The sequence below is a fragment of the Alcaligenes sp. EGD-AK7 genome, assembly GCF_000465875.3.
In the GTDB taxonomy this organism is placed as follows: Bacteria; Pseudomonadota; Gammaproteobacteria; order Burkholderiales; family Burkholderiaceae_B; genus Alcaligenes; species Alcaligenes phenolicus.
The window spans coordinates 806,110-822,111 of the sequence record NZ_AVOG02000001.1; the positions used below are offsets into that span (position 1 = coordinate 806,110).

Annotated in this window: 15 protein-coding genes; 2 read left to right on the plus strand and 13 right to left on the minus strand. The window is 56.2% G+C overall.

Annotation, left to right across the window (positions count from 1 at the left end):
• Position 1: 1 nt before the first annotated feature.
• From trbL to N879_RS03810, 9 genes are all read right to left on the minus strand, one after another.
• Positions 2-1,615: a P-type conjugative transfer protein TrbL gene (gene trbL, locus N879_RS03775; RefSeq protein WP_021446697.1), complete on the minus strand. Its 1,614-nt coding sequence runs from the start codon at positions 1,613-1,615 to the stop codon at positions 2-4.
• 2 nt (positions 1,616-1,617) lie between these two features.
• A complete protein-coding gene (locus N879_RS20550; RefSeq protein ID WP_009454686.1) occupies positions 1,618-1,791 on the minus strand; it encodes a hypothetical protein in 174 nt (57 codons plus the stop codon).
• Between the two features lie 2 nt (positions 1,792-1,793).
• A complete protein-coding gene (gene trbJ / locus N879_RS03780) occupies positions 1,794-2,582 on the minus strand; it encodes a P-type conjugative transfer protein TrbJ (RefSeq protein ID WP_021446698.1) in 789 nt (262 codons plus the stop codon).
• 215 nt (positions 2,583-2,797) lie between these two features.
• Positions 2,798-2,980 carry a FitA-like ribbon-helix-helix domain-containing protein gene (locus N879_RS03785; RefSeq protein WP_009454689.1) on the minus strand — a complete coding sequence of 61 codons (183 nt, stop codon included), beginning with the start codon at positions 2,978-2,980 and terminating at the stop codon, positions 2,798-2,800.
• Between the two features lie 60 nt (positions 2,981-3,040).
• Complete coding sequence (gene traI, locus N879_RS03790) at positions 3,041-4,834, minus strand: TraI/MobA(P) family conjugative relaxase (protein WP_009454690.1); 1,794 nt, start codon at positions 4,832-4,834, stop codon at positions 3,041-3,043.
• 34 nt (positions 4,835-4,868) lie between these two features.
• Positions 4,869-5,240 carry a conjugal transfer transcriptional regulator TraJ gene (traJ, locus tag N879_RS03795; protein WP_009454691.1) on the minus strand — a complete coding sequence of 124 codons (372 nt, stop codon included), beginning with the start codon at positions 5,238-5,240 and terminating at the stop codon, positions 4,869-4,871.
• Between the two features lie 459 nt (positions 5,241-5,699).
• Entirely contained in the window at positions 5,700-6,782 is a 1,083-nt protein-coding gene (locus N879_RS03800) for a hypothetical protein (protein WP_021446699.1), read from the minus strand.
• Complete coding sequence (locus N879_RS03805; protein ID WP_009454695.1) at positions 6,769-7,620, minus strand: helicase RepA family protein; 852 nt, start codon at positions 7,618-7,620, stop codon at positions 6,769-6,771. Before N879_RS03805 ends, N879_RS03800 begins: the two co-directional genes overlap by 14 nt.
• Position 7,621: 1 nt before the next feature.
• The gene (locus N879_RS03810) at positions 7,622-7,849 is read right to left on the minus strand and encodes a helix-turn-helix transcriptional regulator (protein WP_021446700.1); all 228 of its coding nucleotides are present in this window, start codon (positions 7,847-7,849) and stop codon (positions 7,622-7,624) included.
• Between the two features lie 89 nt (positions 7,850-7,938).
• On the opposite strand from N879_RS03810, the gene N879_RS03815 reads away from it, so the two are divergent.
• Positions 7,939-8,925, plus strand: a complete 987-nt coding sequence (locus N879_RS03815) for a MarR family transcriptional regulator (RefSeq protein ID WP_009454699.1) — start codon at positions 7,939-7,941, stop codon at positions 8,923-8,925.
• Between the two features lie 280 nt (positions 8,926-9,205).
• Here N879_RS03815 and N879_RS03820 read toward each other — a convergent pair whose 3' ends face one another.
• The 3 genes from N879_RS03820 to guaA all read right to left on the minus strand — a co-directional run bounded on the left by N879_RS03820 (position 9,206) and on the right by guaA (position 14,113).
• Positions 9,206-10,816, minus strand: coding sequence for a hypothetical protein (locus N879_RS03820; RefSeq protein ID WP_021446701.1), 1,611 nt, complete (start codon positions 10,814-10,816; stop codon positions 9,206-9,208).
• 207 nt (positions 10,817-11,023) lie between these two features.
• The gene (locus N879_RS03825) at positions 11,024-12,220 is read right to left on the minus strand and encodes a tyrosine-type recombinase/integrase (protein ID WP_009454705.1); all 1,197 of its coding nucleotides are present in this window, start codon (positions 12,218-12,220) and stop codon (positions 11,024-11,026) included.
• A 306-nt stretch (positions 12,221-12,526) separates the two neighbouring features.
• Positions 12,527-14,113 carry a glutamine-hydrolyzing GMP synthase gene (guaA, locus tag N879_RS03830; RefSeq protein WP_009457973.1) on the minus strand — a complete coding sequence of 529 codons (1,587 nt, stop codon included), beginning with the start codon at positions 14,111-14,113 and terminating at the stop codon, positions 12,527-12,529.
• A gap of 161 nt (positions 14,114-14,274) precedes the next feature.
• Here guaA and N879_RS03835 point away from each other — a divergent pair, with 161 nt between their 5' ends.
• Positions 14,275-15,165, plus strand: coding sequence for an alpha/beta fold hydrolase (locus tag N879_RS03835; protein WP_021446704.1), 891 nt, complete (start codon positions 14,275-14,277; stop codon positions 15,163-15,165).
• On the opposite strand, the gene N879_RS03840 is transcribed toward N879_RS03835, so the two are convergent.
• A complete protein-coding gene (locus N879_RS03840) occupies positions 15,162-15,968 on the minus strand; it encodes an AraC family transcriptional regulator (protein ID WP_009457977.1) in 807 nt (268 codons plus the stop codon). The two genes, N879_RS03835 and N879_RS03840, sit on opposite strands and share 4 nt — an antisense overlap.
• Positions 15,969-16,002 lie beyond the last annotated feature (34 nt).

Here is a 16,002-nt window from a genome sequence, read left to right on the forward strand (position 1 = left end):
CTTAACCCCTATCGTTTTTGTTTTCGTCATTCACAAAACTGGCTACTTCGGCATTTCTCTCTTGCCGCCGCTCCTGGGCATACGAAACGTAGTCCTCGACTTCGAACGTATTGCCTTCGCTCTTGGCCTGCCATTGGGCATGGGACTCCATCGCCTGCGCCTGATCGGCTTCCGATAACGCGCTGAATCCGCCGGTTTGGTTGATCCAGCCGCCGCATGATTTGTCGGAAGTGCCGGCATCACCGCCAAGGCTGTTGCCCCCAAATTGCTGGCCGCCGACGCTCTGCTCTGTGCTTCCTTCTGGCTCCATGCTGGCCCTGATGCCGGCGGCCAGTTTTCCGCCGGTTGTCTCTGCTACCCGCTCCTGGAACCCTTGCTGCATTTGAGAACCGACGCCCTTGGCCAGCTCGGATGCAGTACCTGCGGCCAGCTTCGCCGCCCTGGCAAAACCGCCACCACTTGAGCTGCTACCGCTGTCACTAAAGCCTGCGGCCTGGGCAAACGGCGAACTGCCAGCCGTACCCGCTTCACCACCACCGCTGCTGCCGTCGTTGACGATTGACCCCATGCTGGGCATATCGCCGCCAGCGCCCATGCTTGCTGATGCTTTCTGGAATGCAGCCTGGATAGCGGATGCGCCGCCCATTGTTCCTGCTGCGGCACCCATAGTTGCCTTGGCCGCCAAGGCCGCACCGCCAGTGGCCATGCCAGCAGCCGCCATACCCGCACCCATGATGGCACCAGCACCGAAAGAACTCCCGGCACTCGCTGCTGCACCACCGCCAGGAATCAAGCCCGCAATGACGTTCGGTATGGTATTTACCAAGATCACCAGTACAAGCGACACAACAAAAATAACCAGCAGTTCATCCATTGAGGCTTTCTTGGCAAGATCAGCGTGATAGCCGTCAATGATGGATATGGCGATACCTACTAGCAGAGTAATGGTCATCAGCTTGAGGGCAATACCCGCTACGCTTCGGAAATAGTTAAGGGCGATATCGGAAGTCCAACGTGATCCACCAAAGCCAAGAACAAAAACTCCAGCATAAGCCAACACCCAGGCAGTAATGAGTGCCAGCAACACATTAGCCGCCACCACCGCCATGCATGCCAAGATGGCCAGAGTAGTAAGAAAAACTGATAGATTGTCGATAGGACTGGTCACGCTGTAAGACTTCGCTGCTTTCGCCAGAATATCGAAGGCAATATCAATGGGTGTGGAAGGGTTCAGCCCTCTAGGAAGTCCAGACGCTTCCGCTGCAATCGTTCTCAACGAATTGACAATATCCATTGCGAAGTTAGGGCCGTTTAACAGCAACCACCAAAAAAAGCCGGTAAAGAGCGTGAACCGGACGAACTCTGCGAAGAACTCGCCAATGTCGGCCTTGCGCAAGGCCATCATGCCGAACGTCCAGACCATCGAAATCACAACCAACGTCCAGAACAGCCAGGACGCATATTGCGTAATTGTTCCCGCCCAGGTCGAACTAGCCGTCAAGAATCGGTCTGATACTTCATTCAGAACACCACCCTTTTCTATGGCGGCGAAAGCGGATTGAGAAAGCAACACCAACGCCGACCCGAAGCCTAAGCGCACAAGTACAGATTTCATGGTCAGTACTCCTTGCTTCTGGAACGGTCAACAGGCGCTTCCAAGCCTTTATAAAGCTCATCTGCCACCCGCTGCTCTTCCGGCGTTCGAGTGTTCAAATCTCGATCAGGCGAATCTCCGCAACCAGTGACCAAGGCCGAAGAAAATAAGGCAAGAACAATCATGATTTTTCTCATGGTTAGTACTCCTTGCTTCTGGAACGGTTCACCGGTTCTTGCAAACCCTCATAAAGCTGCTCATGCGCGGCCTGCTCTATCGCGTTTCGATCTGCGTCAGCTTGCATCTTGGCCCCTACAGCCGTTTGCTGAGCCATGAGAAGGCTACGAATCTGCAAAAGTTGGTTAGCCTGCTGGCTGGCAAGCTGGTTGGCGTAGCCAATGGCCTGTAACTGGCCTTGTGCGCCTTGGGCGGCCCCCTGCAATCTCTCAAGGTTGCGTGCATCGTTCCGTAAGGCTTTCTCTTGATTTTCTAGTGTCTTGAACAGGGCGTCGTTGGCCACCTTCTGGCTTTCGCTAGCCAGACGGCGGTTTTCATCCATTGCAGCCCATTCAGCATCAGTGCAGCCGCCGCTGCCGTTGAAGCACGGCGAGCCACGGTAATAGGCTACGTCCTGGAACTTGCCCAGGTAGCTATCGAGACTACCGAGCTGGTTCTGGTAGTACGCCAGGGTATTTTGGGCCTCGATCAGTTTGCCGATAGTGGCCTGCGCCTGATCCCAGATATACGCGGCGGGGGCCAGCGTGTTTTGCAGCATGTTTTCGTACTGCTGCAATTGGGTCTGGTACTGCTCGATCTGCTTGAGCGTCTGCGCCACCGACTCGATGGCCGTCATGACGTTCTGCACCAGGTTGCCGCCGTCGATAACGGGGATGCCAGCCTGAACAGGGGTGATGGTAGTAGTGATAAAGCCGGTTGCGAGCGCAACGGCCAGGGCTGATTTAGCCGCTAAAAAGCGGATACGTTTCATGGTCGAGTACCTCTCGATGTGATGAGTTAGCTATTGCGGCTAATCTGCCCCACAACGCCGTTACTGCTGCGCTGCTGTGGGGTTGGGCCATCACGAGACAGTTCGCCAAAGTCTGTCTAGGTACCCGCCCGGGTCGACACCGTCACGCCCTTGCAATTTTTTGTTGAGTTCGGTGTGTGTCGTGCAACCCTGCACGAAATTACTGCTTTGTTACGTTAGTTCTTTGCTGGTTTTTCCAGGCCAACAGCTCGGCCCATTTTTCCCAAATCCAGCGGTTGAACTGCTGCGGTCAATATCTCGCGTATTTCCGCCTCGGTGCTCCGGTTGTTCAGCGCCGCTCGAACTTTCAGCGCCTGGTGCACCTCATCGGGTAAATTGCGAATGTTCAAATTTGCCATTCTCTTACCTTTTGGTGTACCCGCTACCAATGATAGCAAAAACACCGAAATGCAAAAGCACTAACGGCCCCGCCCTTTGCGCTGCTTTGCTTTTTCCTTCTTGGCGTTCAATTCCGCTTGCAGCTTGGCTTTACGCCGTTCCAGCTCGCCCGGCGCGGGCACTGGGGTAGGCGCTGGTTTCTGCGGTGTAACCGCTGCCGCTGCGCCCTCGATCTGCAACGCTTCGGCTTGAGACAAGGAGCGCAAACGGCCTGCCCTGGCCACCGGCGGCGGAACCTTGCCGACACCTGGAACACCGGGCTTGCTGGTCACGCTGAAATTGTCTTGCAGCAGTGCCACGCGGCGCTTTTCCAGGCCTGGATCAGCAAACGTAATGAGCAGCTTGCCATCCACAGCGGCCCGGATCGCCTGGGCCTTGAACTCGGTTGTACCGTTAACGGTGATGCGGTTGCCGTACCGCTCTGCGGCCAACCTCAAGGCTTCCTGAACACCGGCGCGGTCGGTGCCGGTCGAGACTTGCAGCCGGTCACCGTCATCCCTCACGGAACTAGCACCGGCCCGGTAAATGATCGTGCCCGTCTTGGTGATGTTGTCGATCACCGGCGCATGGCCGGGCTTCGCCTGACCTTGCCCTTTGACCGTGTTGCCCTTCAATCCCTGGGCGGCTTCTCTGGCCCGCAAGGCAGCCAGCGCCTCGCTGTTACCCTGGATAGCCTCTTGCTTGAGCCAATAGGCCCACTGGCGGCGCTGGTGGCCCTGGTGCAGCCGTTCACGCTCTTTAGTGTATTCCTTATATATCCCGTCCAGCTCGGCGCGTAGCGTCGCACTGGTTTGCGAGTACAGCAGTTTTTTGGCCACCCGACCGCCACCGGCCAGCTTGATTGCTGCCCCCTTTGTGGCAGCCTTCTGTTTGGCAGCGACCACGGCCCGATCTTTACGCCGCTTCGCCGCAGCCAATGCCTCGGCCCTAATGGCGGTCAAATTCTTCTGCTCATCCTTGTACCTGGCATAAAGCTCGGTGGTGTCAGCGCGTGACCGTACCGGCTTCTTTTGATACTGCCGCCTGGGCGGCTGCTCCTGCTGATCCGATGACGCCTCAAAGGCTCCCAACCGCTTTTCCAAGGCAGGCTTGGACAGATCGCGGGCCACGGTGCTGGGCTTGACCATCGTTCCGTCATCGGCCCGGATCACCAGCCCATTACCCCTTGGCGTAATCTCCAGACCGTTATCACGCATGACCTGGTGCAGCTCCGTCCAAGACTGCGCGGCTTTAATGTCGTTCAGGCATTCGCGCTTGATCCAGCCCACCAGACTTTCAACGCCTGCATGGCGCTCCATGTCGGCGGCCCTCGATGCCGCCCCGCGCTGCTGCGGTCGGTGATTATCCGCTTCCAGGCCATAGTCCCGCTCCAGCGCCTCGCACAAGTCGGCCAGCGCCAGGTGCGGATAGTACGGCTCGTGCATCGTGTGCCTGGTCGGGTGAATCTTGTTGATGGCAATGTGGATGTGCAGGTTGTCGGTGTCGTTATGCACGGCGCTGATACGCTGATGCTCACCAAACCCTAGCCCTTGGCAAATCCGTTCCTCGATCGACTTCAATGTGTCGGCATCGGGATTCTCGCCGGCGCGAAAACTGACAATCAGGTGATAGGTCTTATCGCCCTTGGCCCTGGTGTTCATGTGCTGGGTGGCCAGCACTTCGGAGATGGCATCGCGTACTGAATGCGCATCGCAGTTCGTGACCTGGACATGGCCCAGCCTGTGGTCTTTGCTCTGTGCGTCGGTGATGTATTTGGCCAGGTCGGCAAAGTCGGATTTGCCCACCGAACGCATGGATACATGCTTGGCGATCATCAACCAGCCTCCGTTTTTTTAGCGGCTAAAATTTTCAAGGCTCGGCCTTTGACTGCACCACGGATTTCATCAGCCGGCTCATTTCTTCTTGGGTAGTTTCGATCCGGCCCAGCAGGGCAAGAATCGTGGCATCACCGAAGCGGGCCGTGCGCGGGTCGTCGGTCAACCATAGTTTGAGCAAGCCACCCAGCCTGCCCAGGTCGCCATTAACCCGCACCAGCTCGCGCACATACTGGTAATCCATGACGCCCTTGACCTGGTAGCCCTGACCCACGTCGCGTAGATAACGCGCAACGCTGATCCCCGCCCTCCTGGCGTTCGCCTCGATCTCGGCCCGCTCTTCGGGCAGGCAGTACACCTTGATGGGTGGGCTGCTCTTGCGCGTAACCCTTTTTTCGTCGTCCATTTGTCCTCCATCCGGCTGTTGCCGTCGGCCCCGCAGGGCAGGATTCCCGTTGAGCACCGCAGGTGCGAATAAGGGCAAGTGAAGAAGGACAACCCGCTTGGGGGTGGGCCTACTTCACACATCCTGCCCGCGTCACAGCCGCGTTTTCTACACGTATGCAGGCTGGAATCCATCGCTATTCCGTCGCTATTCATCTGCGATTGCTCTGCAATCGCTGCACAATAGGCAGAATCGCGCTGTAATCGTGAAAAATTGCCATAGAGTCGCGATAAAACCGGACTTTCCAACCGATTTCCAATCACTTTCCTTCGCGAGAAACCAACGCTTTCCTTGCACTTTCCTCTCATTTGAAAACTAGGTTGAACGCCAAGGGAAAAGCCATATCACTGCCCCTCAAGTGTCAACAAAGCTCTCTCGATGCCGCCGGCATTCAGTAACGAATAACCTCCAGCCGCCTCTTCAATGGCGCGCGATGCGATTCTGGTAGCGCGGGCCGGTGATCTTGTAGCCGCCACACTCCGTTGATGTTGACATTTGAGGGGCAGCCTGGCCGTAGCCGATAAAGCTCGATGACTCGTAACTGCCTCCCTCCCCTTGGCGTTCAACCATCGGCCCTTGGCCGATTGAGCAAGTCCGCCAGGGCTTGATCGACAAGGTGCAAGCGACCGCCTCAAGCGGGCGGCAGCACCGCCTGGATATCCTGAAATATCCTGAATATCCTGCCAAAACAGCAAAAAATCGGGCCGCTGTGGCACGCTTCCGGGCCGATGTGACACGCCCTCGGGCCGGTGTGACACGCTTTACCCTGTCTCTGGCGTCTATCTCGATGCCGACTTCGACCAACCCAGCGGCATCCTCCCTCAGCCGTCGCCGATAATTACGCAGCGTCATACTGTTGACCGCCTCGCCTCCTACGGCACGAATCAAGGTGTCCAGATGCCAGCCTCCTGCCGGGTCGTGTCTGTGGGTGAGCACATGCCGTGCAAGCGCCTGACTGATCCCATGTTGCAACCGGGCAATGGGGGCAGGCGGGTAGTACAAAGACAAATCCCTCTCTAGCAGCATCACCAGGGCAACCCCCAGCCGGACGCGCCACAAATTGCGTTCACCGCCGGTGAGCGGATCGCGGCGGGTCATGGGTGATGGGATAACGTGGTCGATCAGGCCGCCAATGATGCTGTCTCCACTGTGCTCCAGTTCCGGCGTCACGATCTCTACCGTGGCGGCTCGCAGGTCGATCAACAGCTTCTTGATGCGACCGTGGCTGTACTGGTGATCGGATAGCGTCCGGCGCACCTTCGCTGGGTCAACCAGCAGCTCAATGCCACCGTCTGAAATTTCGCGGCGGCGCTCCGCCACATACAACATGGATTCCACAATATCGGCATGACGTTGACCCAGCCTGCCGGTTACACGGCATCGACCGAAACCGGTGTCTATCCACTGCCCGGCACGTTCCCGTGGGCGCTGGCTAGGCTGATAGATCATCACTCGTGCCTGCAATGCCGTGCTGGTCGGGGCGACCTGATTACCAGTTGTCATTGCCTCCCCTCGCTACGGATTTCAACTTCGCGGGCGGCTGTCGTTTCTGCCGTTCAAGTACAGCCGGCTTGAGGACGCCGCCCTCGTGCCGCCGGAACCAACACTCCTGAAAAGGCGCACCATAGTTGGCTTTGCTAACGCCATAGCGGACGAAGAACCCCCGTTGCCCCTCATCAACACCCCATTCCTCGGCCTCGGCCTGCGTCATGCCGGACAGATACGACTGCCAGCGGATGTTATCGACCAGCACCGATGATCCACGGCTGGCCTGCTGTTGATCGCCAGCACCCGCCATCGCCGCGCCTTTGCTGGCGTGGTGCAGAAATACAATGGCACAGCCGGTATCGGCGGCTATGGCCTCCATACGGCCGACGACCTGAGCCATAGGCCCGCTGGCGTTCTCCTCCTCGATATGGAAGCGGCGCAGAGTGTCGAGAACCATCAGACGACGGCCCTCGGCGGCCCGCTTGAGTCCGTCGAACCAATCTCGGTCCATGACGTTGGGGCATTTGCCAATCAGCGACTCGATCAGCAGGCCATCCGCCACGGCTCGCCGCTGGTCGGCTGTGAGGTGCGCGCCAAGTGCGTGCAATCGGTGATGGATTGCAACAGGTGGGTCTTCGGCTGGCAGATAGACCACCGCGCCGGTGGGCAGCTCCCCCACTTCCAGTAGATCAGGGCCGCCAGCAACCTGCGCAGCCAATTGCAGGATCAGCATGGACTTGCCCGCCCCGCCTGGCGACACCAAAGCACCCACCGTACCGACAACCATATTGGGTAATACATAGTCAATCGGAGGCGGCGGATCGGTGAACGCCGCCATCAGGTCGATGGCCATATCAGCCCCTCATGTCGCCGGGTCGATCAGCCTGGATGCCCGAAGACTTGCGCGCCTCAATCCACTCTTCGACTTCCGATAAATCCCATGCAACATTCCTGCACGTAAGCGCGATACGACGAGGAAACTCGCCTCGCTGCTCCAGGTTGTAGATGGTTCGTGTCGAGAGCGGAATGATCTCCAGGAGCCTTTTCCTGTTGATTAACATCTTGTTTTTCATGACTTGCATGGCTCGGCCTCCAATTGCTAACGAGTGCCTTATGGTGCCTAGCAATTCATTCTTCGACAGCGCTATAATTACCCAAAAAGGTTGACGCCATGAAAAAGGAAAATTCCACGAGATTCATAGAAGCTCTAGATCCCGACGTTGTCATCTTCATTCATGACGACTGTTCACCCACTGTTGCGGAAGCCATCCAGAAATTTCAGGAATGTTGGCGACCATACTCCACGGCCTCACGCCACTACCCAATAGTGGGCTTGATCCGAGAAGTAATTGATCCAGCCGTAGCCGCCTACATGACCACCCTTCCTGCGCGTTATTCGAGTTTTGTTCCAGGTGCGGGAACTGGCACCGACTTCAGTGAGATCATTCGACTGGTGGGACTTGATGCCATGGTTCGCTTGCAACGAGAGCTGCTGCGTCGGTTCATCAAAACAGTGGACCGGCAGGACTCAAGAGACCGGCGGTTTATCGGAACACTCGAATCTTTAGCCAGCCTTGCTTTGAGCTGCGCATGCAAACGCCCCAAGAAAGCGGCTTTGCGTGGCTTGAATGGAACCCGCTCACAAAGCTTCTGCCGTTTCTGTGGGAAACCTACCGGACTAAAGTCATTTGCAGATGATGACTCTCAAGTGCGCGGCAACGATGACAATCTACGATTAAGCAGCAAGTATTGCGAAGACCATCAACCACAACTGCCCAGCGGGGCATCAAACCTGGCTTATAGGCGAGCAAAGCGCTCTGTCGAACAATTCGACATAGAACTTGGCCGACTTAACCGCCAATGTGCGAACCGAGGCACGCCACAAGCGGCGTCAGGCGACCCGCTGGTGGATCGCTATTTCCATCAGTACATGCTGGCTCAGACCGTACAGCCAGCCGACAAAGAGGAGCTGCGCAACCAAGCGCGCTTGATGGTGGACTCGAAGCTATCAGACCGCAAAAAGCAAATACTCGTACTTCAACGGGATGGATTCAATCAGTCGCAGATAGGGCGAAAATTGGGCATCGAACGTCAAGCAGTATCGAAAGCACTGAAATCATTGGCTTCAATACCCAACATCCTTCAATTGAAGGAATAAGATCGGCAGAAAAATTTTAGCGGCTAAAAAATGCAGATTCTCATTGAATCTGCCAACTTTCCAATACTTGCAAAATCAGCGAGTGCCACTACCGCAATGCTTTGGATTCCCTGCTATCAGCCATAAGCATTCCTTGAAGGAGCGCCCACCAGTAACAGCTTCAAGCTGAGAACCGCCGCCCACATGTTCATTGCTGAACAACCACTGTCACCGAAAGCAGTGCATCGCATAGGCAAGGGCAGTTGGTAGCAGGCCATAGGAGCCACGTAACCAAGACCACTCATGGAGACAAAGCTTCAGCCTCATCAAGGACTTCCTCAAACTGCGCTGCTTCGTTTCTTATCCTGTGATCTATACGGTTGAACACATTCCGAAGCTCAACCCGGTATGAGGCCTCCGTCGGAAGGTCTGTGCCCTTGATCACGGCGATCCTGAACGAGGATGCGACGTCAAACAGTCCATGATTGCCCTGCAGCCTGTTGTGGCTGCGAATGGCAACTTCGAGTAGATAGGTCTTGAACGATGCTGTGATCTTTTCACTGGGAATAATGTCTTGCAACATTGAACCCAGCGCCTTGGTGGCTTCTATGGAAATGAAGTGCCGGTCAAAGCCATTGGCGCTGCGCGTGGCCTCTGGAATCTCTGCGTCATCAATGCGCGCACATTGTTCAGCCCAATCAGTGGCGACACTGACCAAGCGGTAGAGAAGGTAGTGAAATGGTGTCGGCCACTCTTGACAGGCTTCTTCGCCAGGCGGCATCAGCATCTGCTTGAGAATCTTTTTCGCGAAGTGCCTGAAATAGTGCAGCCACATATGATCTTGAAGGCCCTGATGGATACCCTCGTGGACCATAATCTCAAAGAGTGTTATTCCAGAATTAATCGGGCAGCGAAATCTCCCCCCGTCGTAGTAGGACCCCAATGATTCGTTGAGCTTCTCGGCCAACTTGCGGTCTTCATCCAGACGCCGACATACAGCTTCGCCAATGGCCCTATCAAGACCATTCTTCATCGCCTCAGCAGCGTCGGAGAAAAAAAAATGAAGCAGTCGATTGTTCTGCGGCAGGTACAAGCGACTCCCACCATTCAGATTCTGATTGTTCTTCAGCTCCACATAAAGACGGCTACCCGGCGCGTCGAACAAAGCATCCATGAAGTTTTCAATGAAGTCAGAGCGTATAACCTCGTCAGCTTCAAGGAGCTTGAGGCAGAAGTGTGGGTGGGTCACTGCCAGATGGGCGGTAAGCTCAGGAGATGTGACCAGGTTCAAGAGAACTTCACGCGCCTGCGTGCTGGCTTCGTCACGCGCCACGCTCCAGGACTTCAAAGATTGCAGCGCGTTACTCCAGCGCTGCCGCCACGCCGGCCTTGCTCGGGGTGCTTCCCCGCGCAGGAGCGCAGCCATGTTGATGTTGCGAGGGTCGAGACGATCGACCCACTCAGCAATTAGTGATTGCTGCTTGGTCAGGAGAATTAGCTTCGGCAACTGCGGTTCGACCAGCAGCACCAGTTCGTCATAGCGTTTGGTGAGATGCAGGTTCTCAATCAATTCGCGAAAGACGCGAACTCTTCCCCGGACCAGCATGGGAAATCTCGTCCGCCAGAAAAAGTAGAAGACGACGGTGAGAAGAAGTAGATAAACCGCGCTCGAACTATCGAACCCCCATTTCCACGGCCCCATGCTGTAGTAGAGTCCGAGTCTTTCCAGGACTGGAGCAAATACCAAGTAGTGGATTAGGAGAAAGACGATGCCGCCGATCACCCAATCCCACCATGCCATGCAAAAACGGAGCCGAAGCCTACTGGCAGGGGAAATCAGTGCCCAAACTGCAGCAATTACGCCCAATATGGTCAGCAAGCCGGTGGTGTCAATTTGGGAAGAAGCTGTCATGGCTCGGTTTATTTCGTCCTTTCAATTATTGGAAGAGATTACATTCATTTGGTGTTGGGACGGCAGCAATAGGTCGTAAGCGGTCGCCACCATTAGGTGGTTGGCAGCGTCGTGAAATTTCAGAACTTCCAGGTGTGTCTCATCTTGGCTGCAAAGCATGCTGATCTATCGAAACTCAATCACTTGAACAATGAGAATCTAGAAAAATCAGCGACTCCCAGCAGTCCATTCGTCAATCATATCCGCCCAATCCTGCAACATCGCCGCCCGCTGCTCACGGTATTCAGCCTTGTTATAGACGGCCCTCACCCCCTTTTGCTCGTGCGCCAGGCACTTCTCGATCCAGTCGGTGTTGTAGCCAGCCTCATGCAAAAGCGTGCTGGCCGTGCGCCGTAAGTCATGCGGCCCGAACTTGGCCAGCGACTTCCCGTCTTTCTGCGCCGCTTTGTAAGTCAGGGTCAGCACCTGGTTGAGTGTGGCAGCGCTCATCGGCGCATCCGAGTCGTACCGTGATGGCAAAACGAAGTCGGAACCACCGGCAAAGGTTCTCAGGGCAATGAAAATATCCAGAGCCTGCTGGGACAGGAATACCAGGTGCGGGTTACGGCGCTTCATCCTCTCCTTTGGAATCGTCCACAGCGCTTCACTGAAATTGATCTCGCTCCAGGTCGCATTGGTCAGCTCACTTTTGCGCACCATGGTCAGCAAAAGCAGCTTGGCCGCCGCACGATTTGTTGGGCTTGTACCCACCCGCTCCATGTACTGGTACATCAGCCCGATTTCCTCTGGCGTCAACGCTCGGTCGCGTGGTTCGAATCGGGCGATGCTGGTTGGCCGCACCAGCTCCGCAGGGTTTTCGACCTTCTGCCCACGCTCGGTTGCCCAGCGAAACACTTGCATAACGATTTCACGCACATGAACGGCGGTGGCCGGTGCGCCTCGCTCGACGATGACATCGGTCAGCGCTCGCAAGTCCTCATGAGTAATCTCCACCAGCTTCTGATTGCTGAATTTCGGCTTCAGCTCGCGCTCATAGACCGAACGGCGCATATCGCGGGTGGAGTCGGCCATCTGGTAGCCGCGCAGCCACTTTTCCGCCCAGGCACCGAACGTCTCTGCATCCTTGACCCGCGCCTTGTCGCGGGCCTTCTCCTTGGCCGGCGACTTACCAGCCGCAACCATTTTCTTGGCGTCATTCAACTGCTCACGGGCTTCAGCCAAGGTGATGCCACCGACGCCATAGCGACCAAAGGTGATGGTCTCCTGGCGTCCGTTGATTGAGTAGTTGTAACGGAACGAGATGGAGCCGGCTGGAGTAACGGCCACATAAAGACCTTCCCGGTCATTCACCTTGTAGAGCTTGTCCCTGGGCTTGAGATTTCGCAGCTTGGTATCAGTCAGCATTCACCCTGTCCTTCTCTCGTCTCCGATACCATGCTGAAAAACATCACAAAATCAGCTTATTTTTCCAATAAAAACAACATCTTAATTAAATCAGATACCATGCAATGAACAAAAAAGGCAGCATGGTATCGGCTTCCGTCATGGCATCGTCAACCGATAGTACCAGCTTTAATGCCATGCTCAAACGGTGCTTGGCGCTTCCTCTTGTTGCCAGACCATGCCAGACGCAAATACAAAAAAGCCCGCAATTACGCGGGCTTAGCGGCTTTTTATGCCTTCAGATGCCTGAACGTGCCAGACGCGGGATCATTCCCACTCAATCGTCGCTGGCGGCTTGCTGCTTACATCGTACGTCACACGGTTAATGCCGCGCACTTCGTTGATGATGCGGCCAGAGGTACGCTTGAGCAGCGAGTATGGCAGTTCAGCCCAGTCAGCTGTCATGAAGTCGGTGGTCTGCACGGCACGCATGGCAACAACGTACTCATAGGTACGAGCATCGCCCATTACGCCTACGCTTTTCACTGGCAAGAAGACGGTGAAGGCCTGGGAAGTCAGGTCGTACCAGTTCTTGCCGGTTTCTTCGTCAACCGTGTTGCGCAGCTCTTCGATGAAGATGGCATCGGCTTGACGCAGCAGATCTGCGTATTCGCGCTTGATTTCACCCAGAATACGGACACCCAAGCCTGGGCCTGGGAAGGGGTGACGGTAGACCATTGCTGGCGGCAGGCCCAGGGCTACGCCTAGTTTGCGCACTTCGTCCTTGAACAGCTCGCGCAGGGGTTCCAGCAGTTTCAGGTTCAGCGTATCTGGCAGGCCGCCCACGTTGTGGTGGGATTTGATGCCAGTGGCTTTACCGGATTTAGCGGCGGCGGACTCGATTACGTCCGGGTAGATTGTGCCTTGGGCCAACCAGCGGGCGTTGCTGAGTTTGGCGGCTTCTTCCTGGAAGATTTCCACGAATTCACGGCCAATGATCTTGCGCTTGGCTTCTGGATCGGTAACACCGGCCAGTTTGCCCAGGAAGCGGTCGGAAGCGTCGATATGGATGATCTTCAAACCCATATTGTCGGCGAAGGTGCTCATGACTTGCTGGGCTTCATTCAGACGCAGCAGGCCGTGGTCCACGAATACGCAGGTCAGCTTGTCGCCGATAGCCTGGTGGATCAGAGCGGCAGCAACCGAGGAATCCACACCACCGGACAGAGCCAGAATAACTTCTTCGTCGCCGACTTGTTCGCGGATATTGGCGATAGCCTCTTGCACGTAGTCAGGCATGTTCCAATCACCCACGCAGCCGCAGATGTCGCGTACAAAGCGCTCGAACAAAGCAGCGCCTTGGACAGTGTGGGTGACTTCGGGGTGGAACTGAACCGCGTAGAAGCCGCGATCTTCATCGGCCATACCGGCGATGGGGCATGTAGGCGTGGAAGCCATCAGCTTGAAGCCGGGAGGCAAGGCGGTAACTTTGTCGCCGTGGCTCATCCAGACTTTGAGCATGCCGTGGCCTTCTGCCGTAGCGAAATCCTGAATACCGTCCAGCAGCTTGGTGTGGCCGTGGGCGCGGACTTCGGCGTAACCGAATTCACGCTTGTCCGAACCTTCGGTAACGCCGCCCAGTTGGCGGGCCATGGCTTGCATGCCGTAGCAAATGCCCAGAACGGGTACGCCGGCTTCAAACGCGGCGGCAGGAACTTGCAGAGCGTCTTCGGCGTAGACCGAGGCGTGGCTGCCAGACAGAATGATCCCTTTCAGGCCTTCTTGGGAACGGATGAATTCATCGCTGACATCACCGGGGTGAATTTCACAGTACGCACCGGCTTCGCGTACGCGACGCGCAATAAGCTGGGTGACCTGGGAGCCGTAATCAAGAATCAGAATTCGCTGGTGCATGAAAGTATCGAGCCAATAATAAAGCGGTAAAGGATCTATTTTACGCTGTGTAGCGCCGCTTAGGGAGTCGCAGAAATACTCCAGGCCGAAATTGTCTTGCATCACTGGCATTCATGCGGCAAGGCAGCTACAGTACATGCAGCCATTTTGGGAGTTTCAGCATGTCTTCGAGTCGTACCCCTCGTCCGAGCGAACTTAATGAACACCAGGAATCCCGACCTGCACAGGCCACACAACAACAAGGCGGCGGCAGCTATATCCCTGCTCCCGGCCCCTCCGGTGCCCGCTCGCACAGCTTTGTCTATGAATGTCAGGAAGATACGGACGAAGTCTCCGACAGCCTGACGTTTGTGCTGGTTCACGGTGCATGGCACGGTGGCTGGTGCTGGTCGCGCCTGGCAGCCCGGCTGCAGGCCAAAGGGCATAAAGTCTATACCCCCACGCTGACAGGACTGGGCGAACGCAGCCACTTGCTCAGCGCGGACATTACCCTAAACACCTTTGTAGATGATGTCGCTAATTTGATACGTTGGGAGGAACTCTCCAACGTGGTTCTGGTGGGCCACAGCTTTGGAGGACTGGTCATTAGCGGCGTCGCCGACGTCATGCCACGCTGCATTCAACAACTGATTTACCTGGACGCCTTTATCCTGCCCAGCGGCACCAGCACCTTCGACACCCTGCCAGAAAAGATTGTCGACAGCATGGTGGCCTCTGCCGGGAAAAGCGCCATTCCTGCCGTCCCCCCTCCTCCACTAAGCGCCTTGGGCCTGCATGCCACAGAAGATCTGCACTTTGTCGGTAACCGCCTGACACCACAGCCGCTTAGCGTCTACCGCTCTTCCCTGCGCTTACAGAACCCCGTCATCGGCAATGGCCGCCCTTGCTCCTATATCTCCTGCACACAGCCTACGTTCAGAGGGGTGGATACCTCGCGCGAATGGGCCCGTCAGCAGAAAGACTGGGAATTCCGAGAGTTGGAAAGTGGGCACTGCGCGTTGATGACACACCCCGACATGCTGGCCCGGCTTTTACTGGAGCTAGCGGACTAAACTGCGTCGCCCGCACTGTCTTTAGAGCGATAAAACTCTCTGGGAGTAACCCCAAAATACCGCCGGAAAACGGCGGCATATGCGCTTTGGCTGGCGTAACCGTGCTGCAAAGCCACTTGCACAACAGGCTCACCAGCTGCCAAGCCCTCCAAAGACCCCAACAATCGAGCGAATTGACGCCATTGCCCAAAGCTGATGCCGGTATGGCGACGAAACAGGCGGTGGAAAGTTTTGACGCTCATGGCCAGTTGCCTGGCCCAGGCATCTGCATCTCTATCATCATCGGGGCTAGCCTCCAGATGTCGACATACCAGTAGCAAGCGCGGCTCTTCGGGCCAGGGCAGATGAAACGGCAATACAGGCAACTCGCGCAGTTCATCCAGCAATAAACGCATCAAGCGGCCATCGCGACTGTCTTGCGCATACACCAAAGGAATTCGGCTGGCCTCCAGAATCAGCTCCCGTAGCAAGGGGCTGACATCCAGCACGCAGTTACGCGCCGGCAAGCCCGGAGCAGCATCCTCATCCACAAAGATCGTGCGCATTTTGACCTGCCCGCGCATGCGAACCGTATGAGGACGACCCGGTTGCAGCCAAACGCCACGGCTAGGAGGAACCACCCAGCGCCCTTCCTGGGCATCAATCACCATCACCCCTTGCACGGCGTACAAGAACTGCGCACGTACATGCTGATGTTCGTGAATAAGATGGCCGTCCGGATAGTCTGCCGCCAAACCACTAATAGGCAGCTTGGCCAGCTCAACCGGAATATGAATAAGAGGATCAAGCACAAGCTGTCCCATTTGCGCTAATTCAAGTCAGTTTAGCGAAAGACAG